Origin of the sequence: Pontibacter fetidus (genome assembly GCF_010119545.1) — a bacterium.
Classification (GTDB): domain Bacteria; phylum Bacteroidota; class Bacteroidia; order Cytophagales; family Hymenobacteraceae; genus Pontibacter; species Pontibacter fetidus.
This window is the reverse complement of record NZ_JAAEAA010000008.1, coordinates 17829-42026: the sequence shown is the minus strand read 5'-3', so window position 1 is coordinate 42026 and position 24198 is coordinate 17829. Positions and strand designations below refer to the sequence as shown.

Annotated in this window: 22 protein-coding genes; 14 read left to right on the top strand and 8 right to left on the bottom strand. The window is 48.4% G+C overall.

Annotated features, from left to right (window positions below; genetic code table 11):
• The first annotated feature begins 2 nt into the window (after nt 1-2).
• Nucleotides 3-770: an ABC transporter permease subunit gene (locus GWO68_RS07730; protein ID WP_162345862.1), complete on the top strand. Its 768-nt coding sequence runs from the start codon at nt 3-5 to the stop codon at nt 768-770.
• 63 nt (nt 771-833) lie between these two features.
• Here the strand turns inward: GWO68_RS07730 and GWO68_RS07725 are convergent, their stop codons facing one another.
• The 4 genes from GWO68_RS07725 to GWO68_RS07710 all read right to left on the bottom strand — a co-directional run bounded on the left by GWO68_RS07725 (nt 834) and on the right by GWO68_RS07710 (nt 4233).
• Complete coding sequence (locus tag GWO68_RS07725) at nt 834-1058, bottom strand: hypothetical protein (RefSeq protein WP_162345861.1); 225 nt, start codon at nt 1056-1058, stop codon at nt 834-836.
• Nucleotides 1059-1211: 153 nt separating this feature from the next.
• The gene (locus GWO68_RS07720) at nt 1212-2408 is read right to left on the bottom strand and encodes a proline dehydrogenase family protein (protein ID WP_162345860.1); all 1197 of its coding nucleotides are present in this window, start codon (nt 2406-2408) and stop codon (nt 1212-1214) included.
• 2 nt (nt 2409-2410) lie between these two features.
• Nucleotides 2411-3772: a cbb3-type cytochrome c oxidase subunit I gene (locus tag GWO68_RS07715; RefSeq protein ID WP_162345859.1), complete on the bottom strand. Its 1362-nt coding sequence runs from the start codon at nt 3770-3772 to the stop codon at nt 2411-2413.
• Nucleotides 3773-3780: 8 nt separating this feature from the next.
• Complete coding sequence (locus GWO68_RS07710; protein WP_162345858.1) at nt 3781-4233, bottom strand: c-type cytochrome; 453 nt, start codon at nt 4231-4233, stop codon at nt 3781-3783.
• A 213-nt stretch (nt 4234-4446) separates the two neighbouring features.
• Between GWO68_RS07710 and GWO68_RS07705 the strand changes: the two genes are divergently transcribed.
• Genes GWO68_RS07705 through GWO68_RS07695 form a run of 3 tightly spaced genes read left to right on the top strand, consistent with a single transcriptional unit; the run spans nt 4447 to nt 6884 of the window.
• Nucleotides 4447-5079, top strand: a complete 633-nt coding sequence (locus tag GWO68_RS07705; protein WP_162345857.1) for a thioredoxin family protein — start codon at nt 4447-4449, stop codon at nt 5077-5079.
• Nucleotides 5080-5133: 54 nt separating this feature from the next.
• Nucleotides 5134-5574 (top strand): hypothetical protein, encoded by a 441-nt coding sequence (locus tag GWO68_RS07700; protein ID WP_162345856.1) that lies wholly within the window; start codon nt 5134-5136, stop codon nt 5572-5574.
• Nucleotides 5575-5579: 5 nt separating this feature from the next.
• Nucleotides 5580-6884: a hypothetical protein gene (locus GWO68_RS07695; protein ID WP_162345855.1), complete on the top strand. Its 1305-nt coding sequence runs from the start codon at nt 5580-5582 to the stop codon at nt 6882-6884.
• A gap of 30 nt (nt 6885-6914) precedes the next feature.
• Here GWO68_RS07695 and GWO68_RS07690 read toward each other — a convergent pair whose 3' ends face one another.
• The 3 genes from GWO68_RS07690 to GWO68_RS07680 all read right to left on the bottom strand — a co-directional run bounded on the left by GWO68_RS07690 (nt 6915) and on the right by GWO68_RS07680 (nt 11175).
• Entirely contained in the window at nt 6915-7343 is a 429-nt protein-coding gene (locus GWO68_RS07690) for a hypothetical protein (protein ID WP_162345854.1), read from the bottom strand.
• Between the two features lie 13 nt (nt 7344-7356).
• Entirely contained in the window at nt 7357-7752 is a 396-nt protein-coding gene (locus GWO68_RS07685; RefSeq protein WP_162345853.1) for a group III truncated hemoglobin, read from the bottom strand.
• A gap of 123 nt (nt 7753-7875) precedes the next feature.
• Entirely contained in the window at nt 7876-11175 is a 3300-nt protein-coding gene (locus tag GWO68_RS07680; protein ID WP_162345852.1) for a vitamin B12-dependent ribonucleotide reductase, read from the bottom strand.
• A 486-nt stretch (nt 11176-11661) separates the two neighbouring features.
• On the opposite strand from GWO68_RS07680, the gene ric reads away from it, so the two are divergent.
• From ric to rnk, 10 genes are all read left to right on the top strand, one after another.
• Nucleotides 11662-12624 (top strand): iron-sulfur cluster repair di-iron protein, encoded by a 963-nt coding sequence (gene ric, locus GWO68_RS07675; RefSeq protein WP_162345851.1) that lies wholly within the window; start codon nt 11662-11664, stop codon nt 12622-12624.
• A 138-nt stretch (nt 12625-12762) separates the two neighbouring features.
• Nucleotides 12763-13266: a hemerythrin domain-containing protein gene (locus GWO68_RS07670; protein ID WP_162345850.1), complete on the top strand. Its 504-nt coding sequence runs from the start codon at nt 12763-12765 to the stop codon at nt 13264-13266.
• Between the two features lie 2 nt (nt 13267-13268).
• Nucleotides 13269-14102 carry a DUF2249 domain-containing protein gene (locus GWO68_RS07665; protein WP_162345849.1) on the top strand — a complete coding sequence of 278 codons (834 nt, stop codon included), beginning with the start codon at nt 13269-13271 and terminating at the stop codon, nt 14100-14102.
• Nucleotides 14103-14109: 7 nt separating this feature from the next.
• Nucleotides 14110-15417, top strand: coding sequence for a hypothetical protein (locus GWO68_RS07660; protein WP_162345848.1), 1308 nt, complete (start codon nt 14110-14112; stop codon nt 15415-15417).
• Complete coding sequence (locus tag GWO68_RS07655) at nt 15398-15715, top strand: metal-sulfur cluster assembly factor (protein ID WP_162345847.1); 318 nt, start codon at nt 15398-15400, stop codon at nt 15713-15715. The genes GWO68_RS07660 and GWO68_RS07655 overlap by 20 nt, the downstream gene beginning before the upstream one ends.
• Nucleotides 15716-15759: 44 nt before the next feature.
• Entirely contained in the window at nt 15760-16248 is a 489-nt protein-coding gene (locus GWO68_RS07650) for an RrF2 family transcriptional regulator (RefSeq protein WP_162345846.1), read from the top strand.
• Between the two features lie 58 nt (nt 16249-16306).
• Complete coding sequence (gene nadA / locus GWO68_RS07645) at nt 16307-17353, top strand: quinolinate synthase NadA (protein ID WP_162345845.1); 1047 nt, start codon at nt 16307-16309, stop codon at nt 17351-17353.
• 163 nt (nt 17354-17516) lie between these two features.
• Nucleotides 17517-19082 (top strand): L-aspartate oxidase, encoded by a 1566-nt coding sequence (nadB, locus tag GWO68_RS07640; protein WP_162345844.1) that lies wholly within the window; start codon nt 17517-17519, stop codon nt 19080-19082.
• Nucleotides 19083-19432: 350 nt separating this feature from the next.
• A complete protein-coding gene (locus tag GWO68_RS07635; RefSeq protein ID WP_162345843.1) occupies nt 19433-20995 on the top strand; it encodes an FMN-binding glutamate synthase family protein in 1563 nt (520 codons plus the stop codon).
• 6 nt (nt 20996-21001) lie between these two features.
• Nucleotides 21002-21406, top strand: a complete 405-nt coding sequence (gene rnk, locus GWO68_RS07630; protein ID WP_162345842.1) for a nucleoside diphosphate kinase regulator — start codon at nt 21002-21004, stop codon at nt 21404-21406.
• 228 nt (nt 21407-21634) lie between these two features.
• Here the strand turns inward: rnk and hrpB are convergent, their stop codons facing one another.
• Entirely contained in the window at nt 21635-24181 is a 2547-nt protein-coding gene (gene hrpB / locus GWO68_RS07625) for an ATP-dependent helicase HrpB (protein ID WP_162345841.1), read from the bottom strand.
• Nucleotides 24182-24198: the final 17 nt, after the last annotated feature.

The window sequence follows — 24198 nt, the reverse complement described above, 5'->3', positions numbered from 1 at the left end:
CCATGAACAAGATCATAAAATACGTTTTCTACGACATCATCCGTAATAAGATTGTACTGGCTTATACCTTGTTTCTGCTGTTACTTTCTTTCGGTTTATTTAACCTGGGCGGCAGCCCCGACAAAGCTATACTTAGCCTGCTGAACCTGGTGCTGCTAACCGTGCCCTTGATAAGCATTGTGTTTGCTACTACGCATTTTTACAACTCTTATGAGTTTATGGAACTGCTGGTAGCGCAGCCAATCAACCGCAAGAAGATATTTATGAGCGAATACCTGGGGGTGGCCTGTTCCCTTTCCGGGGCATTTGTACTTGGCGTAGGCATACCGATGCTGCTTTTTGGGGCAACTATAACTGGCTTATACCTGGTACTGACGGGCGTCTTTATCACGTTTATATTTGTGGCGATGGCGTTCCTGGCATCGGTTATAACCCGCGATAAAGCTAAAGGAATAGGTATAGCGCTGTTGTTGTGGTTTTATTTTGCCCTGATCTACGATGGTATTGTGCTGTTCATCCTTTACTCGTTCAGCGATTATCCACTAGAGAAAACTACCCTTACCCTGACAGCACTTAACCCGATAGACCTGGGCAGAATTATAGTCTTGCTAAATCTGGATGTGTCGGCGTTGATGGGCTATACCGGTGCGCTTTACAAGAGTTTGCTGGGCAATTTGTGGGGTATCGGGTTAGCGTTTGGGTTGTTGCTGCTTTGGGTTATTTTGCCGCTGTTCAGTTCCAGAAGAATTTTCTCGAAAAGAGATTTATAGTATTGTAAGTTTAAATGTTTGGTGATTTTTAAGAGCGCAGGGCTACACCCCTGCGCTCTTTTTTTATTGTTTCTGCTCGTTTGCTTCGGTGGCTGTAGAAATGGTATCTACCTCCAGGCGTGCGGAATCATCATCTACCTCCAACTGTGGCGATACATCTTCGCCGGCGCCGGCATCCATACCTTCTTCAGTAGCGGGGGCATCGTTGGTGGTTTCATTTTCTTTATTACCGGTATCTCCACAGGCAAACGCGAAAACTCCAAGTGCTATAATCAGTAGCTTTTTCATAGTTGTAGTATTTGGTTAAGCTATAAAAACGTGCTGCAGCTGAGGGAGTTACAGTAAACTATAGTTGAGGGTATGCTTCCTGTTCAGGCAAAATAAAATGGCCCTGACTGTAGTTGAACGGTCAGGGCCATGAAAAGAGCAGTGTAAGGTAAACTATAGTTTGCGGCGGCGCATTTCTTCCTGCAGCATACTTAGCTCACGGCCCATTTGCCCTGCTATAGAGGTGTTTTCTTCAGCCCTCCGGATAAGGTAAGGTACAGCTGTGGCAACATCGCCGTAAGGCACATACTTGGATGCGTTAAAACCGGCATCGGCCAGGTTAAAGGTCAGGTTATCGCTCATGCCGTATAGTTGCGAAAAATGGATCCGCTTCTGCTGGTTCTCGATGTTATCTTTCCGGATGCGCTTGGTGAGGTATGTGGTGCTGTACTCATTGTGGGTAGCAGCGCAGAGTTCGGCCTGTTGCAGGTGGTTCAGGGTGATATCAATGGCCTGGTTAAAGCTGTGGTCGGTATCTTCTTTAACTGTAAACACCGGGCAACTATAGTTATACTTGCGGGCACGCTCCTGTTCTTTTTCCAGGTACGCACCGCGCACTATTTTTATACCAGCAATTACCCCGGTTTCTGCGCAACGTTTCAGGCAGGCCTGCAGGTACGCAACCCGGTCTACGCGGTACATTTGCAGGGTATTAAAGATCACGGCCCTGTTTCTGTTATACTTAACCATCATCTGCTCGGCCAGCTTATCCATCGGGTCCTGCATCCAGCTTTCTTCGGCATCAATGTACAGGGTAAGGTCGGCTTTGGCTACGGCACTGCAAACGGCATCCAGGCGCTGTTCGGTACGGGTATAAGCGGCCTGTTCAGCCTCCGTCAGCAACCTTTTTTCCTGTAGTTTCTCAAAAATATCTTTATGGCCTATACCGGTAAGCTTTATACTCAGGTACGAAAAAGATTTAAGTTTATCGGCAAGGGCAATATTTCTCAGTATCTCATCGCGAACGGCATCAAAACCAGCTTCGGTTTCCTGGGCTTCGGCGGCATAATCCAGCACGGTATGCACGCGGGCAGCTGCCAGCCTGGCCACCACCTCCTGGGCTTCCTGAACGGTTTCGCCGCCACAAAAATGCCTGTATACCGTTTTCCGGATCAATCCTTTTATAGGCAGGCCCATTTTTAGCCCCCAGTTAGTTGCCACGCCACCCATTTTTACCAGCGCAGGTTTCCCCATCATGGTAAACAGGAAATTGGCCAGCTTTAGCTCGTCGTTTGTTTTGGTGCAGAAAGCCACTTGCAGATTGCCAGGTTCGAAGCGGCGGGTTGGTTGTTGTACGGTTGTATGATTCATGATTAGGATGGCTGTAATTGTCGTTTTTGAAGTTGTTGTTTGTTTTTCCGGTTAAGTATGGATGCCAGCAGGGGCCAGATGATAAGTATAATGCCGGATGCGATACCGAAACCTGACACGGCAAAGCCCACAAACCACGGTACAAGCTGCTGCATGAGCAGGGCATGGGGCAGGTTTGGATTTCCGGTCTGGAGCACTGTTTTACTTATACCCGCCCCGATCAGGGCAACCCAGAAAATGAGCAGTGAAAAGTTGCTCAGGTAGAGGCCGCGGTTGAGCAGTTTTAGTTTGGATGCGGTAAAATCTCCCAGGAAGCGCTTGCAGGCATAACATACTGAGGCCAGCAGCAACATGGTATTTATACCTATAGTTGTGCCCATGGCATGTGCTACCGTTATATGTGTACCGTGCGTGTAAAGGTTAATGGCCGGCACCGACATAAGTATAGCCATTACCAGGTTCAGCAGTATCCAGATATCGGCGGCAGTAAAGAAGCGGTAGGCCAGTATGTGGCTGTGTTTTTTGGCATGGGTAAGGCTGCTGCGCCAGTTCCAGATAATTTTGGCAAGTATAAGCAGCTCCGTCATGCTCACAATATAAGCCGTGTAGCGAATGGTGTTGCTGACAGGCAGGCTGTAGATGTGGTGGCCCCAGTTAAACATGAGGTTAAACAAGCCCAGGAAAAACATAAAATAAGTGAGTGGCTTGCGGGCTGCGGTTTTGTCGCCGCTTATCTTTTCCATCACAAAAAGGGCGCTTCCGTTTATCAGCATGTTCCAGGAACCTACCAGCGAGCCGTATGATTTCCATTGCACGGCCATGTCGCGCACCAGGTTTTGCTTAAAGTAGGGGATGAGCCACAAATACGATTCGGCAAAGGATAAGATGAAGAACAGGATACCGGAAAACCACATCCAGCGGTAAACAGGCCAGGGCTCGGTTGCAGGCTTGTGCCGGATACTTTTATAAAAATTGATACCCAGCAGTACAAACGATGCCGCAATTAAAGCGCCAAGCACAGGCGGGTACTCCCAGTACTCGCGGCCGCCAAAAATGCCAGCCACATAGCAGCCAAGTATAGTTATTGCCGCCGTAAAAAGAAGCATATACTGACCCAGCCCCAGTTTGGTAGCCAGCCTGTTTTTATGTTTCGGTAAGTATAGGTACAAGCCGCCAATGGCTGTAAAAAGTATCCAGAAAATTATGGATGAGACGTGCAGCGGCCGTAGTTTGGTAAAGGGCAAAAGGTCGCGCAGATCCTGCGGAAAGAGGTAAAAGATACCGCCCAACGTACCGAATACAATACCTGCTACCAGGAAGCAAAGTCCGGTGGCTATACTTAAAAATCCAAGAGACTTGCTCATGCGTGGGGTTATTTTTGTGGAGGCTTGTTGCCTTTTGGGTGTATCTGGCCATAGGTGTCGGCCATAAAATGGTGTCTTTCAGATTTACCTGTTTTGTCCGCCTCCTGCAAAAAAGCAACCAGCGCATCTATGTCTTTCAGGGTAAGGTTAAAGTTGGGCATGGTAGCGGTGCCGTGCGTAAGTATGGCGCGTACATAGGTTTCTCCTTTGCCTTTTGCAGAGATTACATTAGTAACATCGGGGCCGATGTAGCCGCCCAAACCGTAGAACTGGTGGCAGGCACCGCAATTTTGTTTCTGCCAGATATGTTTGCCCTGCAAGGCTAATTCGCGGGTAGGTAACGAAGTCGTATCAGGTACTTGGGAGGTATAAACGAAAGCCGTAAAAAACAGGAAGCACACAAAAAGGCTTCCATAGATCAACTTTATTCCGAACGATGTACTGATGATACGATCTGCCATAAGCGTAAACGTTGGTACTAAAACATCCTGCAATGTAGCTATAGTTACCAGTGTCAGAAATGAGCATCATCAGTCCCAAAAGTGACTTCCGTCATTTACCATCTATAATATGAGTACCACGTGGGTGAACTGATAAAATACTTAGTATAAGTGACTTGTATCACTTTATAGGTTTACTGTTTGTGTTATACTTGCAGGGTAAAAAAGCACATCATGACAACTGCAGAAACATACTATAGCGAACTGGTAAACCCGATGACCTACCAGCAATTTAAAACCTTAACAGAAGACCTTGTTGCCCAGGGAAAAACAACCGGCGATGAGCAGACAGAGCAACGGATAAATTTTACAAAACTGAACCAGCAACGCATGAAACGCGTGGAGAAACAGTTTGTAATAGAGCCTGAACTCAGCGCGCTGCTTGTTCAAAAAAAGCAGGACTGGAACTGGCTGGTGCTGGTTGAAAGCTGGTGTGGTGATGGTGCTCAGTTGCTGCCTGCCATTACGGCCATTGCCGAGCAAACACCAGGCATAACCCTGACCGTACTGCTGCGCGACGAAAACCCTGAACTGATGAATACCTGCCTGACGAACGGAAGCAAATCGATACCAAAACTGATCTGCGAAGATGCTGAAACCGGTGAACGCTTATTTACCTGGGGCTCTCGCCCGTCAGCCATTCAGCAACAGGTAGTTCAGTTTAAAGCCGGAAACCCGGATGCAGGCCACGACGAACTGGTGCAGCAGGTGCAACTATGGTATGCCAAAGACCGCAGCCATGCCCTGCAACAAGACCTTATTAGCTTAGTGCGCGAAGCGCTTACAGCCCGCGAAACTATAGTTTAAGTTAGATAAACAGTGTAATTTGGATGGTATATTTGTAAACTTAAATCGGTGATTATGAGATTTTACCTTGTAGTGTTAGTTGCAGTAAGTCTGCTTTTTTCCTGCACGCACCAGCACAACGAAGAAGCCGGCCATAGCAAGGTGCACGCTGCCCAATCAGAACTTTCCCTGAACGGAACAGAGCGCTGGCAGGCCGATGCTGCTACCAACGAAAACATACAGCAACTACAGCAACTGATGCAGGACCACCTGCGGCAGCCCGATGCCAATGACCTGGAAGTGGTAAACGAACTTAGCAACGTACTGCAGCTTGGGTTTGATGAGGTATTTAAGGAATGCCGTATGGAAGGCCCGGAACACGATATGCTGCATGTTTACCTGGTGCCCATGCTGGACGATGTAAAAGCCATGAATACAACAGATCAGAAAGCAGCCGTAACTGCCCGCGACCAACTGGCATCCAGGCTCGATGAGTATCAAACTTATTTTAAATAGTGGCTGTGACCTCAACTAAAGCAACTATAGCAATAGGCCAGTGGCGACTGCCCCTGTTAAGTGCCCTGCTCAGCCTGGTTATTATTGCCTTGCTGGGTCTGGTGCTGCGCTATACGTTTGTAGCACCTATTCCCGGCCTCAACTATAAGTACCTGTTGCATGCACACTCGCATGTAGCGCTGTTGGGCTGGCTTTTTCCGGTGCTTTTTATAGCATTACTGCACACTTACCTGCCAGCCTCTTTCCGCGACAAAGCCGTTTATAGGTGGCAATTCTGGCTGGCGCAGGTAGCGGTACTGGGTATGCTATTGAGTTTTCCGGTGCAGGGCTATGCGGCAGTTTCCATTACTTTCTCTACGGCCCACATTTTAATCACTTACTGGTTTATTTACCGGTTTTTAAAAGATTCAAAAGCCGCAAAGGTAAGTGCTGGTAGCTATAGTTTGTCGTTCCGGTTTGTGAAGGCTGCCCTGTTTTTCCTCGCGCTTTCGTCGCTGGGGCCATGGGCTATGGGGCCTATTATGGCTACCGGGCACAGCGGTTCTGAACTATACTATAATGCCATTTACTTTTACCTGCACTTTCTCTACAACGGTTGGCTGACCTTTGCTGTGTTTGGCCTGTTGTTCTGGCTACCCGAAAAATATAACATCAGTTTTAACCGGAACTATAGTTTGCTGTTTTTCAGGTTGATGTTCTGGGCGTGTCTGCCAGCATACTTACTGTCTGTGCTCTGGATAAAACCGCATGCTATAGTTTACCTAGTGGGTGGAGTTGCAGCTCTAGCGCAAGTGGTAGCGCTGGTGTTCTTTGGAGCTATAATTTGGTCGGTTAGAAGGCAATTGCTTAGCTTATTTGGTACCTGGAGCAGAGCTATTGTTTTACTGGCTGCAACTGCTTTTGTGTTTAAGGTTTTAATGCAGTTCTCAACAGCTTTCCCGTACATGGCCGACCTGGCATATACTATTCGCCATTTTATTATCGGTTATCTGCACCTGGTACTGATCGGCTTTGTAAGCTTTTTTATAGTTGCTTTTTGTGTTCAGCAGGGCTGGCTTAGTTTTAAATCAACGATGAGCCGTTTGGGGATTGGTCTGTTTATTACAGGCTTTATCAGCAGCGAAGCATTGCTTTTTTTGCAGGGTGTTTTCTATTGGGCGGGAGCCGGAACTATAGCAAACTATCACGAAATGCTTTTCGGAGTAAGTATACTTTTGCCAGTTGGGTTAATTCTGTTCTTTATCTCGCAGCTGCAAACCTTAAGCGTAACCGCTGAAATTAAAACTACATCTGTTATGAAGAAAGCGTAGTCAGATATATTCTGCAAAACCACTTGCCGTTTACAGATTTCCGAGCAGCGTAACACCGAATGCGAATAACAGAACAACCTTTACAAGCTCAGCCCCAATGTAATAGAAGTGTAAAGCAGATTTAGGTAACTCTGCACCCGAAATAACCATTTCAGCACGTTTATCCATGGCAGGTAACAGCCAGGTAGTTTGCAAAAGCAGAACTACGATAGGTATGAACAGGAGAAAGGACGTTGTAATACCTAGGCTGCCACTACCGATAATCAACACCAGAGAAGCCAGTCCGAAGAACCATTCCACTTTGTTCATTCCGCGAAAGATAAGGCGGCCTATACTTAAACCGATTGGTAAGGTAACGCCAGGTGCCCTGAACTTGAGCCAGGCTTCCATAAAACTGATCGCGCTTACAAAGCCAACCCATAAAAAAGTCAGCAATATGAGATACTGTTCGGAGTTCATTTATAGTTGAGTTTTAGAGGATGGTTCTGCCTTTGTTCTGCTTATAAAATTCGATTTTGCTGGCGAACATGTCGGCCATTTTCTGGGCACGCCACTTTGCTTCTTCTGCTTTATGGCCGGTAAACAGCTCATCTATAGTTGTAAAAAAAATACTGATCCACCGGTCAAAATGCTCAGCGCCAACCGGCAAGGTAATATGCTTTGTACCCGGACTACCCTGATACGTAAGTTCTTCCAGCAACACAGTCTGCCAGAAACGATACATAATATCCAAATGCTTCGCCCAGCGGTCCTGTATGCGTTCGTCAAAGATCGGCCCCAGCAACTCATCGGCTCTTACCCTAGTGTAAAAGGTATCTACCAGCAATTTTACATCTTCTAAAGTCAGTATATCTTTCTTTTCCGTCATGTTGCAAGTTACTTAAATATTGTCTGGAACGTAATAACCTCCCCCAAACCCCCTCCTAAAAACAGGGAAGCTTTTTTATAAAACCTCCCCTGTTTTTAGGAGGCTGGGGTGAGGTGATACTTGTTAACTACAGCCTAAACTATTGCCGCAGTTCAAACATTTATAACAGGTGCCGGAGCGTATAGTTATGTGGCCGCACACGTTACAGATCGGGGCGTCGCCCATCATGTTGGCCAGCACCTGCTGCGTTTGCTCCATCAAAACTGTTCTGCTTTGTGTAACAACTGAGTAGCCTTTTCCATTGCTTTTTGTAGCTGAAGTTTCAGAAACTATAGTTACCGCTTGCTCCGGTAAGTTCTCTGTAGCAGGTTTTTCATCTATGATTTCCGGTTCTTCGGGGTGCACATGCACCAGGTCCTTTCTGTTCAGGTACTCATAGCCCAGCATCCTGAAAATATAGTCGAACACTGATGTGGCTGATTTTATGTTCGGATGCTCCACGCGGCCTGCCGGCTCAAAACGGGTAAAGGTAAAGCGGTTCACAAACTCATCCAGCGGTACGCCATACTGCAGCCCCAGCGAAACCGAGATGGCAAAGCAGTTCAGAATAGACCGGAAGGAGGCCCCTTCCTTATACATATCTATAAACAACTCGCCAAGTGACCCATCAGCATACTCGCCTGTTCTGATGTAAACCGTATGACCGTCAATTTTTGCTTTCTGGGTAAATCCGTTGCGTTTGTCTGGTAGTTTGCGGCGTTCTACCATGCGTGTCAGTTCCTCCCGGAAACCGTTGTTGGTAGCATCAGCAAGTATGGCTTTGGCAGCCTGTAACACCTGTTCGGCGTTAAATTGCGCTTCGGCTATAGTTGCCTTTTCTTCGGATGCTTCCTCGCTTTCTGTGCTGCTGCTTTTTGAGGTGAGCGGCTGCGAAAGTTTGCTGCCATCGCGGTAAATAGAGCAGGCTTTCAGGCCCAGTTCCCACGACAGTTCGTAGCAATGCGCCACTTCTTCCACAGTGGTTTCGTTGGGCAGGTTGATTGTTTTAGAAATAGCGCCTGATATGAACGGTTGCACGGCAGCCATCATTTTAATGTGCCCTTCGGCATGGATAAAGCGCTTGCCTTTGTTACCGCAACGGTTGGCGCAATCAAAAACAGCGTAATGTTCCGGTTTCAGGTAAGGCGCGCCTTCTACGGTCATGGTGCCACCTACATAATCGTTCGCTTCCTCTATCTGGGTTAAACTATAGCCAAGTTCCTGCAGCAAATTAAATCCGGGCTTCTGGTACTGTTCCGAACTATAGCCTAACCGTTCCAGGCAAGCCTCCCCAAGTGTATACACATTAAAGAGCGACGACAGATCGTAGGCTTTTGGCAGAGCTGCTTCCAGCAGGGTAATTTCTTCTTCCGTAAAGCCTTTTTGGAGCAGGGTTTCCGGGTTGATGTGTGGTGCGCCTACAAGTGTACTATGGCCTTTTGCATAGTTTACGATGGCATCTATCTCTTCCGAACTATAGCCCAGCCTGGTAAGCGCACTTGGTATAGACTGGTTGATGATCTTGAAATAACCGCCACCTGACAGTTTTTTATATTTTACGAGCGCATAATCCGGCTCTACGCCAGTCGTGTCGCAGTCCATCAGCAAACCTATAGTTCCGGTTGGGGCAATTACAGTGGCCTGTGCATTGCGGTAGCCATATTTTTCGCCTTGTGCCAGGGCCTCGTTCCAGGAGTTCTGGGCTGCTTTCAGCAGGTAATCCGGGCAAAGTTGCTGGTCCAGGCCGTGCGGTTTAATGCTTAGCTTATCATAGTTTTCGGCTTCGTTGTAGGTAGCAAAGCGGTGGTTGCGGATCACGCGCAGCATGGCGTCGCGGTTCTGGTCGTACTTGGCAAAAGCACCCAGACAGGCAGCCATTTCAGCGGATGTGCGGTAAGCCGTTCCGGTCATCAGCGAGGTGATACCAGCCGACAACGCACGGGCTTCGGCGCTGTCGTAAGGCAGGCCCTGCACCATCAGCAGCGCGCCTAAGTTGGCATAGCCTAAACCAATAGTTCTATAGTCGTAAGAGCGTTGCGCTACAGCTTCTGAAGGGAACTGCGCCATCAGTACCGATATTTCCAAAACTACTGTCCATAGTCGGCAGGCATGTTCAAAAGCGGCTACATCAAATTTTTGTTTTTCTTCATCGTAAAAGCGTAGCAGGTTCAGCGATGCCAGGTTGCAGGCCGTATCGTCCAGGAACATATATTCCGAGCACGGATTAGAGGCATTTATTCTGCCTTCCGCCGGAGAAGTATGCCACTCATTTATAGTTGTATCAAACTGCAGACCCGGGTCGGCACAGGCCCAGGCTGCATCGGCTATCTGGTTCCATAAACTACAGGCCGGTATCGATTTCAGCACTTTGCCATTGGTGCGGGCAGTCAGGTGCCAGTCGCCGTTCTGGTGCAGCGCTTTAAAGAACGAATTTGGTACCCGTACCGAGTTATTGGAGTTCTGGCCTGATACCGTATTATAAGCTTCGCCTTCAAAGTCACCGGAGTACCCGGCTGCAATAAGGGCAGCTACTTTTTTCTCTTCGTCCTTCTTCCAGTTTATAAATTCCTGTATTTCAGGGTGATCTAAATCTAGGCACACCATTTTAGCGGCCCGGCGTGTGGTGCCTCCCGATTTTATAGCCCCGGCTGCGCGGTCGCTCACCCTTAAAAAAGACATCAGCCCCGACGAGGTTCCGCCACCAGATAAAGCTTCTTCTTTACCCCGGATATTCGAAAAGTTAGTGCCCACACCAGAACCATACTTAAATACCCGCGCTTCCTGCACCAGCAAATCCATAATGCCGCCTTTCTGTGCCAGGTCGTCCTGCACCGAAAGTATGAAACAGGCATGTGGCTGCGGTCGCTCAAAAGCAGAGGTCGACTCTTTCATTTTGCCGGTGTCGGGGTCTACATAATAATGGCCCTGCGATTTGCCAGAAATACCATAGGAATTGTAAAGCCCGGTGTTGAACCACTGCGGCGAGTTAGGAGCAGCATACTGACCCAGCAGCATATATACCAGTTCATCATAAAACACCTGCGCATCTTTTTCGGATGCAAAATAACCATACTTGGTGCCCCAGTCCTGCCAGCACTTTACCAGGCGGTGCACCACTTGCTTTGCAGATCTCTCAGCACCGGTTCTACCATCGGCCTGAGGTACGCCAGCTTTACGCAGGTACTTCTGAGCAAGGATATCTGTCGCGATCTGCGACCACTGTGCAGGTACTTCCACGTCGTTCAGCTCTGCTACCACATCGCCGGTCGGGTTGCGGATAGTGGAGGAGCGGAGCTCGTAACGGAACATGTCGTAGGCATTTTGCGCTGCGGTGGTAAAGTGCCGGGCGAAGGACAGGCCGGCAGTTCTCTTACTTTTCTTCATAGGGGTAGCTCTATAAATTTTTAAGGGTTTCGGATTAATGTTTTGCGCTTTTGCCTGCGGCGGGTTGTATGCCGGTAGGGCCGTTAACTATAGTTGTGCCACAAATACTAACTATAAAACTATAGGGTGCAGGCAGCAACCAGAACGGCTATATATAAAACCGCTATACTTTGAGTTCACTAAGCTATCAACTATAAACCCGACCCTTAATGAGCAAGGTCACTCAAATAAATGACTTCGGTCATTTTTGCCCCTTCAGGATAGTGGTAAACTTGTGTAATTAATTTAAGTGGCTGTAAATCAAAATTATAGTTGCTGTTTGCACCCCTTAAAAATAATTTTAAAAGTAAAATCTGCTTGTTAATGAACCTGTTGTAAAGGTAACACGTTGAATAAAATAATAAAATACCTTTTTATCTTTTATTTTAAAAAATCGTCTTATACCTTTACGCCGGTGATTGATTACAACAACAAAAAATAACCAATATGGAAACCACACAACTTACAGAAAAAAAATTAGACGTTACCGTTCTGGAACCACGCATGAAGCACCCAACCATTTTTGAATGGTTTGATGCCCTGAAAGGTGGGGAATCTTTTGTGATACATAACGACCACGACCCGAAACCACTTTACTACCAGTTACTAGGTGAGCGCGGCAACATATTTAAGTGGGAATACCTGGACCAGGGACCTGAGATCTGGGAGGTACGCATCAGTAAACTAACACCTGAAGAAGGCGAGACGGTAGGCGAACTGGTAGCAAAGGATTACCGCAAGGCTCAGGTGTTTAAAAAGTTCGGTATCGATTTCTGCTGCGGCGGTAAAAAGTCTGTGAAGCAGGTGTGCAAAGAGAAAGGTATCAGTGAAGATCAGCTGGAGCAGGAACTATTGGCCCTGGATGCAACTGAAAAAGCGCGCGAAACAGAATATGATAAGTGGGAACCGGGCTTCCTGGCAGACTATATCGTGAACATGCACCATAAGTATGTGCGTGAAGCCATCCCTGCTTTATATGAATACACCACTAAAATTGCCCGCGTACACGGCCAGCGCCACCCTGAGCTATTGGAGGTAGTGAAACACTTTACCAATGTAGCCAACGAGCTGGAGTCGCATATGCCGAAAGAGGAGCGCGTGCTGTTCCCGTACATCAAACAGCTGGACGAAGCCAGGAAAAGCGGTGTGAAAATGGAGCCTGCTGCCTTCGGATCTATCCAGAACCCGATAAACATGATGGAAATGGAGCATGACCATGCCGGCCGCGAGCTTGAAATGATCCGTGAGCTGACCAACGACTATACATTGCCTGCTGATGCCTGCGCTACTTATACTGTAGCTTTCAAAAAACTGCAGGAGTTTGAAGATGATCTTTTCCGTCACATCCACTTAGAGAACAACATCCTGTTCCCGAAAGCGCTGGAAATGGAAAAAGAAGTAGTGAAGTAGAACTATAGTTTACGGGCTTGAAGGATTGGCAGGATTACCAACTATACTTTTCCTGCGATTAAAAAAAATCCTGCTGATCCTGATTTCCTGTAACTACCTGGTTTAGAAATTACAAAACGGGCACTGCCCACCACTGCCATGAAAAAGGCGATTACTCCCCAAAAAAGAGATAAAAGTTTAGTACCGCTGTCGCGGGAACACCACTTTGGCCTGTTGTTCTGCTGGAAGCTTCGTCAGGGGCTGAAAAACGGAACCGACCTGAGCCTGATGCGTGCCTATGTGCGCTATTTCTGGGATACTATTTTAAAAGCGCATTGCGACGAAGAAGAATGGGTGCTGAAAAGACTGCTGAAAGCCGATGACACCGTGCGGGGCCGCCTGGAGGAAGAACACCGTTTGCTGCACTCGCTGGTTGAGTTGATTGAAGACGGCAGCCCGATGAACAAAGACCTGTTTAAAGTGCTGGAGCAGGACCTGACCGACCACATCCGTTGGGAAGAACGCGAGCTGTTTCCGTACCTGCAATCTGTGGCGCACTCTGATGATTTGGAACTGGTAGGAGAGCTGCTGAGCCACAAACACGATCCGCGTATGGATAATTTTACCCCTGAGTTCTGGACAAAAAAAGCGCAGGCCGAATAGCCATGAACATAGCTGCCAACACCAAAATATCGGCGCTGATAAAAGAAAACCCTGCCGCCATAGATGCGATTGCTGGTATAAACAAGCATTTCGAGAAACTGCGTAACCCGGTGCTGCGCAAAATTCTGGCATCGAGGGTAACTATAGCCGATGCGGCCCGCATAGGTGGCTGCGATGTAAAGCAGTTTTATGAAAAGCTTGCCCCACTGGGCTTTATAGTCAGCGAAACCAATAACGGAAATATCACAAACCAGACAACAATGCAGACACCTGAAACAACAACTACTGCCATGCCGGCTTACTTGGCACAACTACCCGAGCCAAACATACATACCCTGGATGTGCGCGAAGATATAGCCACCGGTAACGATCCGTTTTTAAAGATCATGAGCGCAGTAGATGAAATAAAGGAAAACAATGCCTTGCTGATCATCAACACTTTTGAGCCAACGCCACTCATCGCCATCCTGAAAAAGAAAAGCTATAGTTTCTGGACTGATGTGAAGCATGAGAACCTGGTTTATACTTACTTCTGGCAGGAGAACACACCTGAGCCTGAAGCCGATGCAACTATAGCAGCCCAGGAAAATAGCTTTGAGGAGGTAATGACCCGCTTTGCCGGCAACGTAAAACGCATTGATGTGCGTGCCATGGAAATGCCGCAGCCTATGGTAACCATACTTGGCGAGCTGGAGGTTTTGCCAATCAACCAGGTACTATACGTAGTACATAAACGTGTGCCACAGTTTTTATTACCCCAGCTGCAGGACCGTGGCTTTAACATAACTATAAAAGAGATCGGCCCTAACCAAGTTGATTTACTGATCTATAAATAACAAACCGATGAGCACTGCCACTACATCCAATTCGCCGGGCAAATGGGTTGTGCTGCCGCACTACGCTTTTGCAGCCCTGGCTTTTGTAGCGCTAAGTATTTTACTGCTTTTCTCTACGGATGCTTTTGGCGGGCACTACTTTCACCCAAAACTGCTGACCTTAACGCACGTAGCGGTGCTGGGCTGGGCCACCATGCTTATTTTCGGGGCGCTTTACCAGTTATTGCCGGTGGTACTGGAGTGTAAACTATACTCTGAAAAGCTGGCAACTATAGCTTTCGGGTTTTTAGGAGCAGGTACTATACTTTTGGCTTGGTGCTTCTGGCATTTCGAACTGGGCTGGCCCATGCATGTCGCCGCCTGTAGCCTGGTCATTTCGTTTATCCTTTTCAATATCAACGTTATCCAGACCGCGCGGCTGGCACCCAAATGGACCATCGAATCTGACTTTATAGTTACTTCGGCTATCTGGCTGCTGGTTACGGGTATAGTTGGGCTGATCATGGTGCTGAACTTTACAATAGCTTTTCTGCCGGTAGAGCACACCCATTACCTGAAACTGCACGCACACATTGGTATGGCCGGTTGGTTCCTGCTGCTGATAATAGGAGTAGGCTCTAAACTGATCCCGATGTTTTTGCTGGCCCATGCCGAGAGCACCAAAAAACTGAACTGGAGCTATAACCTGATCAATGCCGGGCTGGTGTTTTTCATTTTCGATCACCTGTTCTTCCACACGGCTTTGGTGCCGGTTTATGCAGGCCTGGTGGTTGCTGGTATTGTGCTGTTTATGCTGTTTATTTACGAAACCAGCAAAACCCGCCAGCGCCATGACGTGGACCTGGGCATGAAACAGACTTTTGTCGCGCTCGCTTTGCTGGTAGTACCCATCGTGCTGGTGTTTATTGTTAGCAGTAAGGTAGCTTTGCCACAGCAGCTTTTATCAGCAGTTTATTTAGTGTATGGCATCTCGGTTTTCCTGGGCTTTATATCAGCTATTATACTTGGACAGACCTTTAAAACCTTGCCGTTTATAGTTTGGATGCACGCTTACGAAGACCATGTAGGCAAGTTTAAAACCCCGCTGCCAAAAGACCTTTACAACCATACCTTGCAGCGTTTACAAAACTATAGTTACCTGGTAGGGTATGTACTGCTGGTAACCGGAGTGCTGCTGCACAACCAACAGATCATCCTTGCCGGTGCTATCGGCTTTACCATCACATCGTTGCTATACACAGCCAATGTGTTTCAATTGCTAATGCATAAAGTTCAGGAACTAAAACCATTTTCCTATGGAAACGCAAGTGTCTGAAGACTTCGGAAATGAAGTTTACGAAACCTTAAAATACATCATCGACCCTGAAGTGGGTATAAATATAGTGGACCTGGGGCTGATCTATAGTGTGAGCCTGGATGGCGACGTGCTTGAAATAGAGCTGACCCTGACAACACCCGGCTGCCCGATGAGCGGCACTATTACAAATGCAACTGAACAGATCCTGTTAAAACGTTTTCCGAATCTGGATGTAAAAGTTAACCTGGTGTGGTCGCCGCCGTGGTCTACCGAAATGATCACGGAAGAAGGGATGCGGCAGTTGGAAGGGAAATAGTACCTTTGCAGCCGTGTTAGTGTTAGACGTTTAAACAGATTCTCATGTTATCAAAAACTGCGGAATATGCCCTGCGTGCCATTGTGTACATCGCCCTGAGTGATGCGCAGGGGCTGAAAGCAGGCATCAAGGAAATAGCCAAGGAGCTGGAGCTGCCCGCGCATTTTATGGGCAAGATACTGCAGGACCTGGTTCGCAAAGGGGTGATAGCCTCGGTTAAAGGACCGGGTGGCGGCTTTTTTTTGCACCGGCAGGCCAGCGAGATCAGCCTGTTAGAAGTTGTAAAAACGATTGATGGACTGGAAGCTTTCCGGAAATGTGGCATGGGCATGAAGATGTGCTCTGATTTGCACCCTTGCCCGTTACACAATGAAATAAAGGCCTATCGCAACCAACTGTTACAGGTGTTTGATTCTAAAACCATACAAACGCTGGTAGACGGCATTAATTCGGGGAAATTTTTTATAACCAACCTGCACGAAGAGCTGCCAAAAGAAACAATCCCTGACGCAGGATTAAAGAGTAAACTATAGTTCTTACCTAACTATAACAATATTAGCATCTTAGTCTAACACAAACACACAACGCAAAATGCTTACTACCCAAACACGGGGCACTTTCTCTGAAAAACTCAGAGCCATGGAACCTGTTGCCCTGCCCGAACAAGATGAAGCCGCTTTACTGGATGCCGTAGAAGAAATACGCGAACTGAAAAAGAAGCATAACGCAGTAGTTCTGTCCCACTTTTACATGCCAGCAGAGCTGCAGGTAAAACACGAAGATGGCGGCATTGCCGATTTTGTTGGCGATTCGCTGGGATTGAGTGTGGCGGCCAAAACAGTGGAGGCGGACTATATAATCTTCTGTGGGGTAAAGTTTATGGCGGAAACGGCCAAGATCCTGAACCCGGCAAAACAGGTATTGCTGCCAAGTTTTGATGCCGGCTGCTCGCTAGCAGAAAGTATAACCGGAGAAGACGTGCGGTTGCTGAAGAAACTATGGCCGGGTGTACCGGTAGTGGCCTACATCAACACCTACGCCGAAACCAAAGCCGAAGCCGACATCTGCTGCACCTCCCGCAACGCCATGGATATTGCCCGCTCCCTGGGTGGCGACAAGCTCATCTTTTTGCCGGACCTGTACATGGGGCGCAACCTGCAGACCAAAATAAAAGCCGAAACCGGCAAAGAGCTTATACTCTGGGAAGGCAAATGCGAAGTACATGAGCAGTTTACGCCACAACGTATTAACGGTCTTAAACTGATGTACCCTGAAGCGCAGGTACTGGTGCACTGGGAGGTTCCGGACGATACGGTGACCGATGCCTTGAAAGGAGCCGGTGGTATCGTTGGCAGCACCTCTGACATTATCCGTTTTGTGGGCGAAAGCGAAAGTAAGCAGTTTATACTTGGTTCGGAGTGTGACCTGGGAGCAACCTTACGCGGTATGTATCCAAATAAGGAATTCATCGTACCATGCATCAAGTGCCCACACATGAAACAGATAACCATACCACGCACCCTGGATGCGTTGCGGGCTATCGGTTCTGAAAAAGAAAAACTATTTGAGATAACCCTGGAAGAAGAGATAAGCAAACGTGCCCTCATCCCGATCGAGCGAATGCTGGCTTTCTCCTGACCAACCCTTTCCTGAAGCAGGAAGCGAACGTGTAACAGCAGCAACATAGCTGTTGGCTGTAGTTACATACTGCGTTAAGCGCTGTTATTTACTGTTTTATGTGCCGGAGCGATAAATAATTAAAAACATTCTCTTGTTAAAGGAGAGCGCAGGGAAATAATATATGAACTCATTATACTTTGATTACGCGGTACTGGGCAGTGGCATCGCCGGCCTGACCTTCGCCCTGGAAGCAGCAGCTAAAGGTAAGGTACTGCTCATCAGCAAAACCAACCTGTCCGAAACCAACACGGCTTATGCGCAAGGCGGAATAGCGGCAGTTTTAAGCGCAGTCGATTCTTTTGAGCAACATGTGCAGGATACGCTGACAGCGGGCGCTGGCCTTTGCGACGAACATGCCGTGCAATGGATGGTAGCGCGCGCGCCACAAAGTATAAAATGGTTGCAGCAACAAGGTATACATTTCGATAGCGAACCAGACGCAACTATAGCATTGGGCCTGGAAGGCGGGCATTGCCAGCACCGCATTGCTCACGTTAAAGACCATACCGGTTTAAGCATTCAGCAGGCACTCAGCAAAGCAGCACAGCAACACCCGAACATCACTATTCTGGAGCACCATATGGGCATCGAGTTGCTGACACAGCGCGCTTACCAGGAAACAATCTGTTATGGCCTGCGGGTGCTTGACCTTGAAAAAAGCACGTACAGAGCTGTACTGGCCAAAGCAGTAGTGCTGGCAACAGGCGGCTCTGGGCAGGTGTACCAGCACACAACCAATCCAACTATAGCTACCTCCGACGGACTGGCTATGGCTTACCGGGCAGGTGCTGCTATCAAAAATATGGAGTTCTTCCAGTTCCACCCGACGGCACTTTACAACCCGGCATCTAAAGAAACCTTTTTGATAAGTGAAGCTTTGCGTGGCGCAGGCGCAGAACTGGTGTTACCGGATGGCACTGCCTTTATGCATTTGTACCACGAGCAGGGCTCGCTGGCTCCGCGCGATATAGTTGCCAGAGCGGTTTACGAGCAAATGCATGTACATAATTCTCCCTGTTTATACCTGGATGCAACCCGTTTACCTGCGGGCCATCTGCAAAAGCAGTTTCCGTTCATCTACAGCAAATGTAAGAGTATAGGCATAGATGCGACAGTTGAGTTGATACCTGTTATTCCGGCGGCGCATTACCAGTGCGGAGGCATACAGACAGACCTGCAGGGCCAAACCACTATTACCGGACTATATGCCGTTGGCGAAGTGGCTTGCACCGGCGTGCATGGGGCTAACAGGCTGGCAAGCAATTCGTTGCTGGAGGGCGTTGTATTTGGCAGGGCGGCGGCTGCACATGCTGCTTTACATGCAAAACAGCGTTTTACGTGCTTTAAAAGCATTGTCTATAGTTTGCCTGATACCTGCAGCGATGCGTGCGTAAGTGAAATAAAAACGGAGGTGCAATCGTTGATGTGGGAATATGCCGGCATTGTACGTACAACTGAAGGGCTGACGATTGCGAAAACAAAACTGGCTGAACTAAACTATAAACTGGAGCAATGCGGAACCTTTTCGGCTGCCGTACAGGAACTACAAAACATGCTTACTACCTCCAGTCTTATTTTAGAAGCTTGCCTCACCCGGACCCAAAGTATAGGCGGCCATTACCTGGCACCTGACTCAGCAAAACTGGAGCCCGAGCTACCGGAAAACATTAGTGCAGTTTGTTTGTAGTATAAAGTAGTAAAGCTTATATGCTATTACAGGTTGCTTTTCAATTTATTAACTGCTTATTTTGCCAGAAAAATTAAATAACCGTGCTGCCATACAGTAGATATACTTATAGTTTACAATTGCCGCTCACTGGCTTTGTAGCAGCTTCTCATCACGTTTCCCTGAGCGATGAGCTGAACGGATATTGCCTCAACTTTTTCTCAGCACCTAAAGACTTTAACAAGTAAGCCGGAAACCTCTCCGGCCGTAGTTACCTTCGCCTTTAGCGCATTTTGCCTGCAGCCGGTTTTGGTTTGCAGCCAGTCTGCACAAGTTGTTTTTCCTATTCAATAAATTTTCTTAGCACCAATATGTTAACCAAACTTAGCGTAAGGCAGCTGATGGCAGTTGCTTTTATTGCCGTTTATGCCATTGTTTTATCTCTGAGCTATACAAATGCTGCTTACCTGGCGTTGCTAGTGCTGGTTTTGCCGCTGCATGTTATCTATTTCCGGAACATACGGCAGCCAAAACACTCTATACTTCGCAACTACCCGCTTTTAGGATATCTGCGTTACTTTTTTGAGAGCATACGCCCGGAACTACGCCAGTATTTCTTCGAGTCTGACCTCGATGGCAAGCCATTCAGCCGACGCCAGCGTTCTATAGTTTACCAACGCGCCAAAAACGTGCGCCAGACTGTACCCTTTGGGATGCAGGCCAACAGCCAGGAAAACGGTTTTGAGTGGATTGCACACACCATGTTTCCGGTGCATGTAAAGGCTGAGGACCTGCGCGTAACAGTTGGGAGCAAGCGCTGTGCTCAACCGTATAGTGCCAGCATTTACAACATTTCGGCGATGAGCTATGGATCACTGAGTAAAACGGCCGTAACAGCGCTGAGTGCAGGGGCTAAATTAGGTGGCTTTGCGCACAACACCGGCGAAGGTGGCGTGAGCCCATTCCATATTGAGGGCGGCGGAGACCTGATCTGGCAGATTGGTACAGGTTATTTCGGTTGTCGCGACAGCAAAGGCAATTTCTCTGAAACGCTTTTTGAAGAGCAGGCAGCGCACCCGCATATCAAGATGGTGGAAATAAAACTATCGCAGGGCGCGAAACCAGGCCATGGGGGCATACTGCCGGCTGCTAAAAATACGCCTGAGATAGCTGCCATCCGTAAAGTAGAGCCATTTACAACAGTTGCATCACCGCCAGCTCATTCTGCCTTCTCCGACCAGTTTACCATGCTGCTGTTTATTGAGAAGCTACGTATTTTATCGAAAGGAAAGCCAGTTGGCATAAAGCTATGTATTGGTAACAAGCAGGAATTTGAGCGCCTTTGCCAGGAAATGATGCACAACCAGATCTTCCCGGACTTTATAACGATAGATGGAGCCGAAGGAGGTACTGGTGCCGCACCGCTGGAGTTTACCGATAGTTTAGGGATGCCGCTTTACGATGCGCTGGCCTTTGTGCAGGATATGCTTATAAAGTATAAGTTACGCGATGAAATAAAAGTGATAGCTGCTGGAAAGATCATTACAGGGGTTGATATCATTAAAGCGATCTCGCTGGGTGCGGATATATGCTACAGTGCCCGTGGTATGATGTTCGCGTTGGGCTGTATACAGGCGCTGCAGTGCGACTCAGGGCGTTGCCCGGTTGGTATCGCTACCCAGGACGAGAACCTGTATAAAGGATTGGATGTGGCTGATAAGCGCGTGCGCGTAGCAAACTTCCATGGCAACACCATTAAATCAACTATAGAAGTGATGGAAGCCTGCGGGTTTGATGGCATTAACAGCATTACACCTGATAAGATCTTCAGAAGGGTGGAATCTGGTAAAACGCTGAGCTTTAAAGATATTTATTTTACACCGTCTGAACCCGGCTCTATACTTACCAAAGAGCATCAATTTATACTAAACTGAACATTTATGAACCCGATCTATTTAACCGAAAAAGATTACGAGCGCTTGCATAGCCTAGTGCAGTTACAACGCCAGAATGGTGGCGCTGCATCTGTAGAAGGGTTGTGCCAGGAGCTGAAGCGCGCCAAAGTCGTAGCCTCAGAAGAAGTGCCGAAAGAAGTAGTGACCATGAATTCGGTAGTGCGCCTGAAAGACCTTAAAACCGGCAACGAAATGGAAATAACGGTAGTGTACCCAAAGGATGCGGACCTGAGCAAACGAAAGATATCGGTACTGGCTCCGGTGGCAACGGCTATACTTGGCTGTAAAGTTGGTGACGAAGTTGAGTGGCCTGCTCCGCAGGGAATGCTGTCTTATAAAATAGCGTCTATACTTTACCAACCCGAAGCAGCCGGAGACCTTTACCTGTAGACTACATTTATAAACTATAGTTTTATAGTTTACTGTGGTCTTTTCACACGCTCTCGCTCGCGTCCCGTGAGTGTGAGCTACCAGTGGCGTCCCGCCACGCGTTATTTTTACTAAAGCTTATTTTGAACTATAGCGGCCAGAGTCCGCTGGTATCCCACACTCGCGGGACGCGAGCGAGTGCATAAAACAGTAAAGCCACCATATTTGGTGGCTTTACTGTTTTATAATTTACTGCGGTCTTTTCTTGGTGCCACGTGTAGGTACAGCTGCTAACGGGTCGTCGGGCCAGTGGTGTTTGGGGTAGCGGCCGCGCAGGTCTTTGCGCACATCAAAATAGCCGGTTGCCCAAAAGCTGCGCAAGTCGCGGGTAACCTGCACAGGGCGCGAAGCCGGCGAGAGCAAATGGATGAGCAACGGCACCTTTCCACCACCGATCCGGGGCGTATCCAGCATCCCGAAAATTTCCTGCAGCCGCACGGCAAGTACAGGTGTGTCTGGCTCTGTATAATCTAACGCAATGCGCGAGCCGCTTGGTACCTCCAGGTGTGTAGGGGCCAGCCGGTCCATTTCCTGCCGTTGTTCCCAGCTAAGCTCAGCAAGTATAAGCTCGTTAAAATCTAACCTGGCAACTTGTTCTATAGTTCTTACTCCAACCAGGTGTGGCAACAGCCATAGTTCTATAGTTCCTGCTAAGGTTTCATCAGACACATCCGGCCATAGTTCAGGGGAAAGCTGATGCAGAAATGTTAGTCGTTGCCGGGTTTTAATGGCTTGTTCAGTCCAGGGCAGTTTTTCGATACCTCTTTGCTTAATTGCCTGCAAAAGTATAGTGGCTACCTGTTCGGCATCTGGGTTGGGTTGGTTTGTTTCCTGCAATATGAGCGCGCCAAGTCGGGTTATTTTTCGGGCTATAACTTTACCTGTAGCTTCCTCAAAACGAACTTCATCCAGTTCTTCCAGTTGTGCTGTAAAATGCTCCAGCAGTTCGGCTTTACTGAGCGGCGCGGCTAGCAATACCCGGGGCTGGTTTCCAGTTTCCAGGTGAGCTATACTATAGTATTCGGTTTCGCTGAAAAGCTCGGTTGGTAAGGTTGCCCGTTGCCCGGTTATTAGTCTTACCCGGCCGGAGCTTTCGCGCTGGGCCAGGCGGTCGGGGTAGGCGAGGGCTGTTAAAATACCGGCGGCCTCAGGGTTTATAGTTTGGTTAGTGGTGCGGGTGCGTTGCATTAAATGCTGGGCCTGTTCTTTTACACGTCGCAGGGCATTTTCGTCTAAAACAAACCCGGGGACAGGAAGGCGTTTGCCTGTTAAAATTTCTAACCGTAATGTGAGGTCAGGCTGTACATTGCCCCGGCCGGCTTCCGATTGCCTTAGTACATCTTTTTCAGAGAGGATAGCTGCCAGTGCGCAGGCAGTAGCCCCAAAAGCAAACTCTTTGCCCCGGATAACCAAATGACCAAGCCTGGGCGAAAGTCCTAAAGAGGCAAGTGCTTTTCCGTGCGCTGTGGCATTTCCGTTTGCATCGATGGCTTCCAGCCGGAGCAGCAAATCCCGGGATAAAGCCAGTGCCGGGGCGGGAGGCGTATCGAGCCAGTTTAAGGCAGTTACATCTTTTACACCCCATATAGCCAGTTCCAGTGCCAGGCCGGTCAGGTCGGCTTCACAAATTTCAGGGTTTTGCCTTTCTGCTAACTGCAACTGATCGGCGGTAGACCAAAGCCGGTAGCAAACCCCGGGGCCCAAACGACCGGCGCGGCCTCGGCGTTGGTCGGCAGCAGCTTTTGATACAGCTATAGTTGCCAGGGTGGTAAGCCCGGTACGTGGCACAAATTTAGGAACACGCGAATAGCCGCCATCTATTACAATTTTTACACCTTCAATCGTTAAGCTGGTTTCGGCAATGCTGGTAGCCAATACTATTTTGCGCCTGCCGTTAGGGGCAGGTTGTATAGCTGCCATCTGTTTGGAAAGTTGCAGATCGCCGTGCAATATGTGCAGGTCTATAGTTGGGGCCAGTTTGCCTTCCAGTTGCGTAGCTACACGTCGCATCTCGCCCATGCCGGGCAAAAATACCAGCACATCACCCTCCGGTTCATCAACCAGCGCTTTCCGGATGGCTTTAGGTACCAGGTTGCTCAACCGCTCTGCCGGACGGTTTCCGGCGGCGGCTACTTCAGCTATAGGCAAATAATGTGTCTCTACGGGGTACTGACGGCCTTCGCTGGAGATAACCGGTGCGTCTAACCATTTGCCAATCGTTACAGCATCCAGTGTGGCACTCATCACCAATATCCGTAGGTCAGGTCGCAGCACAGCCTGTGCATCCAGCGCCAGCGCTAAACCCAGGTCGGCCTGCAGGTTACGCTCATGAAACTCATCAAAAATAATGGCCGCAATTCCTTCCAGTGCCGGGTCGTCCTGTATCAGTCGGGTAAGTATTCCTTCAGTTACTACTTCAACTCTGGTCTTATCAGCTACCACATGCTCCATGCGTACCCAGTATCCTACTGTCTGGCCAAGTGGCTCATGTAGCAGATCTGCCATGCGTTGTGCTGCTCCGCGGGTTGCCAGTCGGCGTGGCTCCAGCACCAGAATTTTGCCATCGTTGCGCCAGTTGGTTTCCAGCAAAGCCAGTGGTACTAATGTAGTTTTACCGGCTCCGGTCGGTGCTTCCAGCACAACCCTAGTGTTGTTTTCCATGGCATGTAGCAGGCGTGGCAAGGCCTCTTTTACAGGCAGATCAGGTAAATGATGAAGTATAGCAGTGGATGACATTATATGCAAAGGTCTGC

Coding starts and splice junctions, on each gene's coding strand:
- ric (WP_162345851.1), top strand. CDS start 11,662: ATGGAAACCACACAACTTACAGAAAAAAAATTAGACGTTACCGTTCTG.
- GWO68_RS07710 (WP_162345858.1), bottom strand. CDS start 4,233: ATGGCAGATCGTATCATCAGTACATCGTTCGGAATAAAGTTGATCTAT.
- GWO68_RS07660 (WP_162345848.1), top strand. CDS start 14,110: ATGAGCACTGCCACTACATCCAATTCGCCGGGCAAATGGGTTGTGCTG.
- hrpB (WP_162345841.1), bottom strand. CDS start 24,181: ATGTCATCCACTGCTATACTTCATCATTTACCTGATCTGCCTGTAAAA.
- GWO68_RS07655 (WP_162345847.1), top strand. CDS start 15,398: ATGGAAACGCAAGTGTCTGAAGACTTCGGAAATGAAGTTTACGAAACC.
- GWO68_RS07730 (WP_162345862.1), top strand. CDS start 3: ATGAACAAGATCATAAAATACGTTTTCTACGACATCATCCGTAATAAG.
- GWO68_RS07690 (WP_162345854.1), bottom strand. CDS start 7,343: ATGAACTCCGAACAGTATCTCATATTGCTGACTTTTTTATGGGTTGGC.
- GWO68_RS07700 (WP_162345856.1), top strand. CDS start 5,134: ATGAGATTTTACCTTGTAGTGTTAGTTGCAGTAAGTCTGCTTTTTTCC.
- GWO68_RS07650 (WP_162345846.1), top strand. CDS start 15,760: ATGTTATCAAAAACTGCGGAATATGCCCTGCGTGCCATTGTGTACATC.
- GWO68_RS07685 (WP_162345853.1), bottom strand. CDS start 7,752: ATGACGGAAAAGAAAGATATACTGACTTTAGAAGATGTAAAATTGCTG.
- rnk (WP_162345842.1), top strand. CDS start 21,002: ATGAACCCGATCTATTTAACCGAAAAAGATTACGAGCGCTTGCATAGC.
- GWO68_RS07665 (WP_162345849.1), top strand. CDS start 13,269: ATGAACATAGCTGCCAACACCAAAATATCGGCGCTGATAAAAGAAAAC.
- GWO68_RS07670 (WP_162345850.1), top strand. CDS start 12,763: ATGAAAAAGGCGATTACTCCCCAAAAAAGAGATAAAAGTTTAGTACCG.
- nadB (WP_162345844.1), top strand. CDS start 17,517: ATGAACTCATTATACTTTGATTACGCGGTACTGGGCAGTGGCATCGCC.
- nadA (WP_162345845.1), top strand. CDS start 16,307: ATGCTTACTACCCAAACACGGGGCACTTTCTCTGAAAAACTCAGAGCC.
- GWO68_RS07720 (WP_162345860.1), bottom strand. CDS start 2,408: ATGAATCATACAACCGTACAACAACCAACCCGCCGCTTCGAACCTGGC.
- GWO68_RS07725 (WP_162345861.1), bottom strand. CDS start 1,058: ATGAAAAAGCTACTGATTATAGCACTTGGAGTTTTCGCGTTTGCCTGT.
- GWO68_RS07680 (WP_162345852.1), bottom strand. CDS start 11,175: ATGAAGAAAAGTAAGAGAACTGCCGGCCTGTCCTTCGCCCGGCACTTT.
- GWO68_RS07635 (WP_162345843.1), top strand. CDS start 19,433: ATGTTAACCAAACTTAGCGTAAGGCAGCTGATGGCAGTTGCTTTTATT.
- GWO68_RS07715 (WP_162345859.1), bottom strand. CDS start 3,772: ATGAGCAAGTCTCTTGGATTTTTAAGTATAGCCACCGGACTTTGCTTC.
- GWO68_RS07705 (WP_162345857.1), top strand. CDS start 4,447: ATGACAACTGCAGAAACATACTATAGCGAACTGGTAAACCCGATGACC.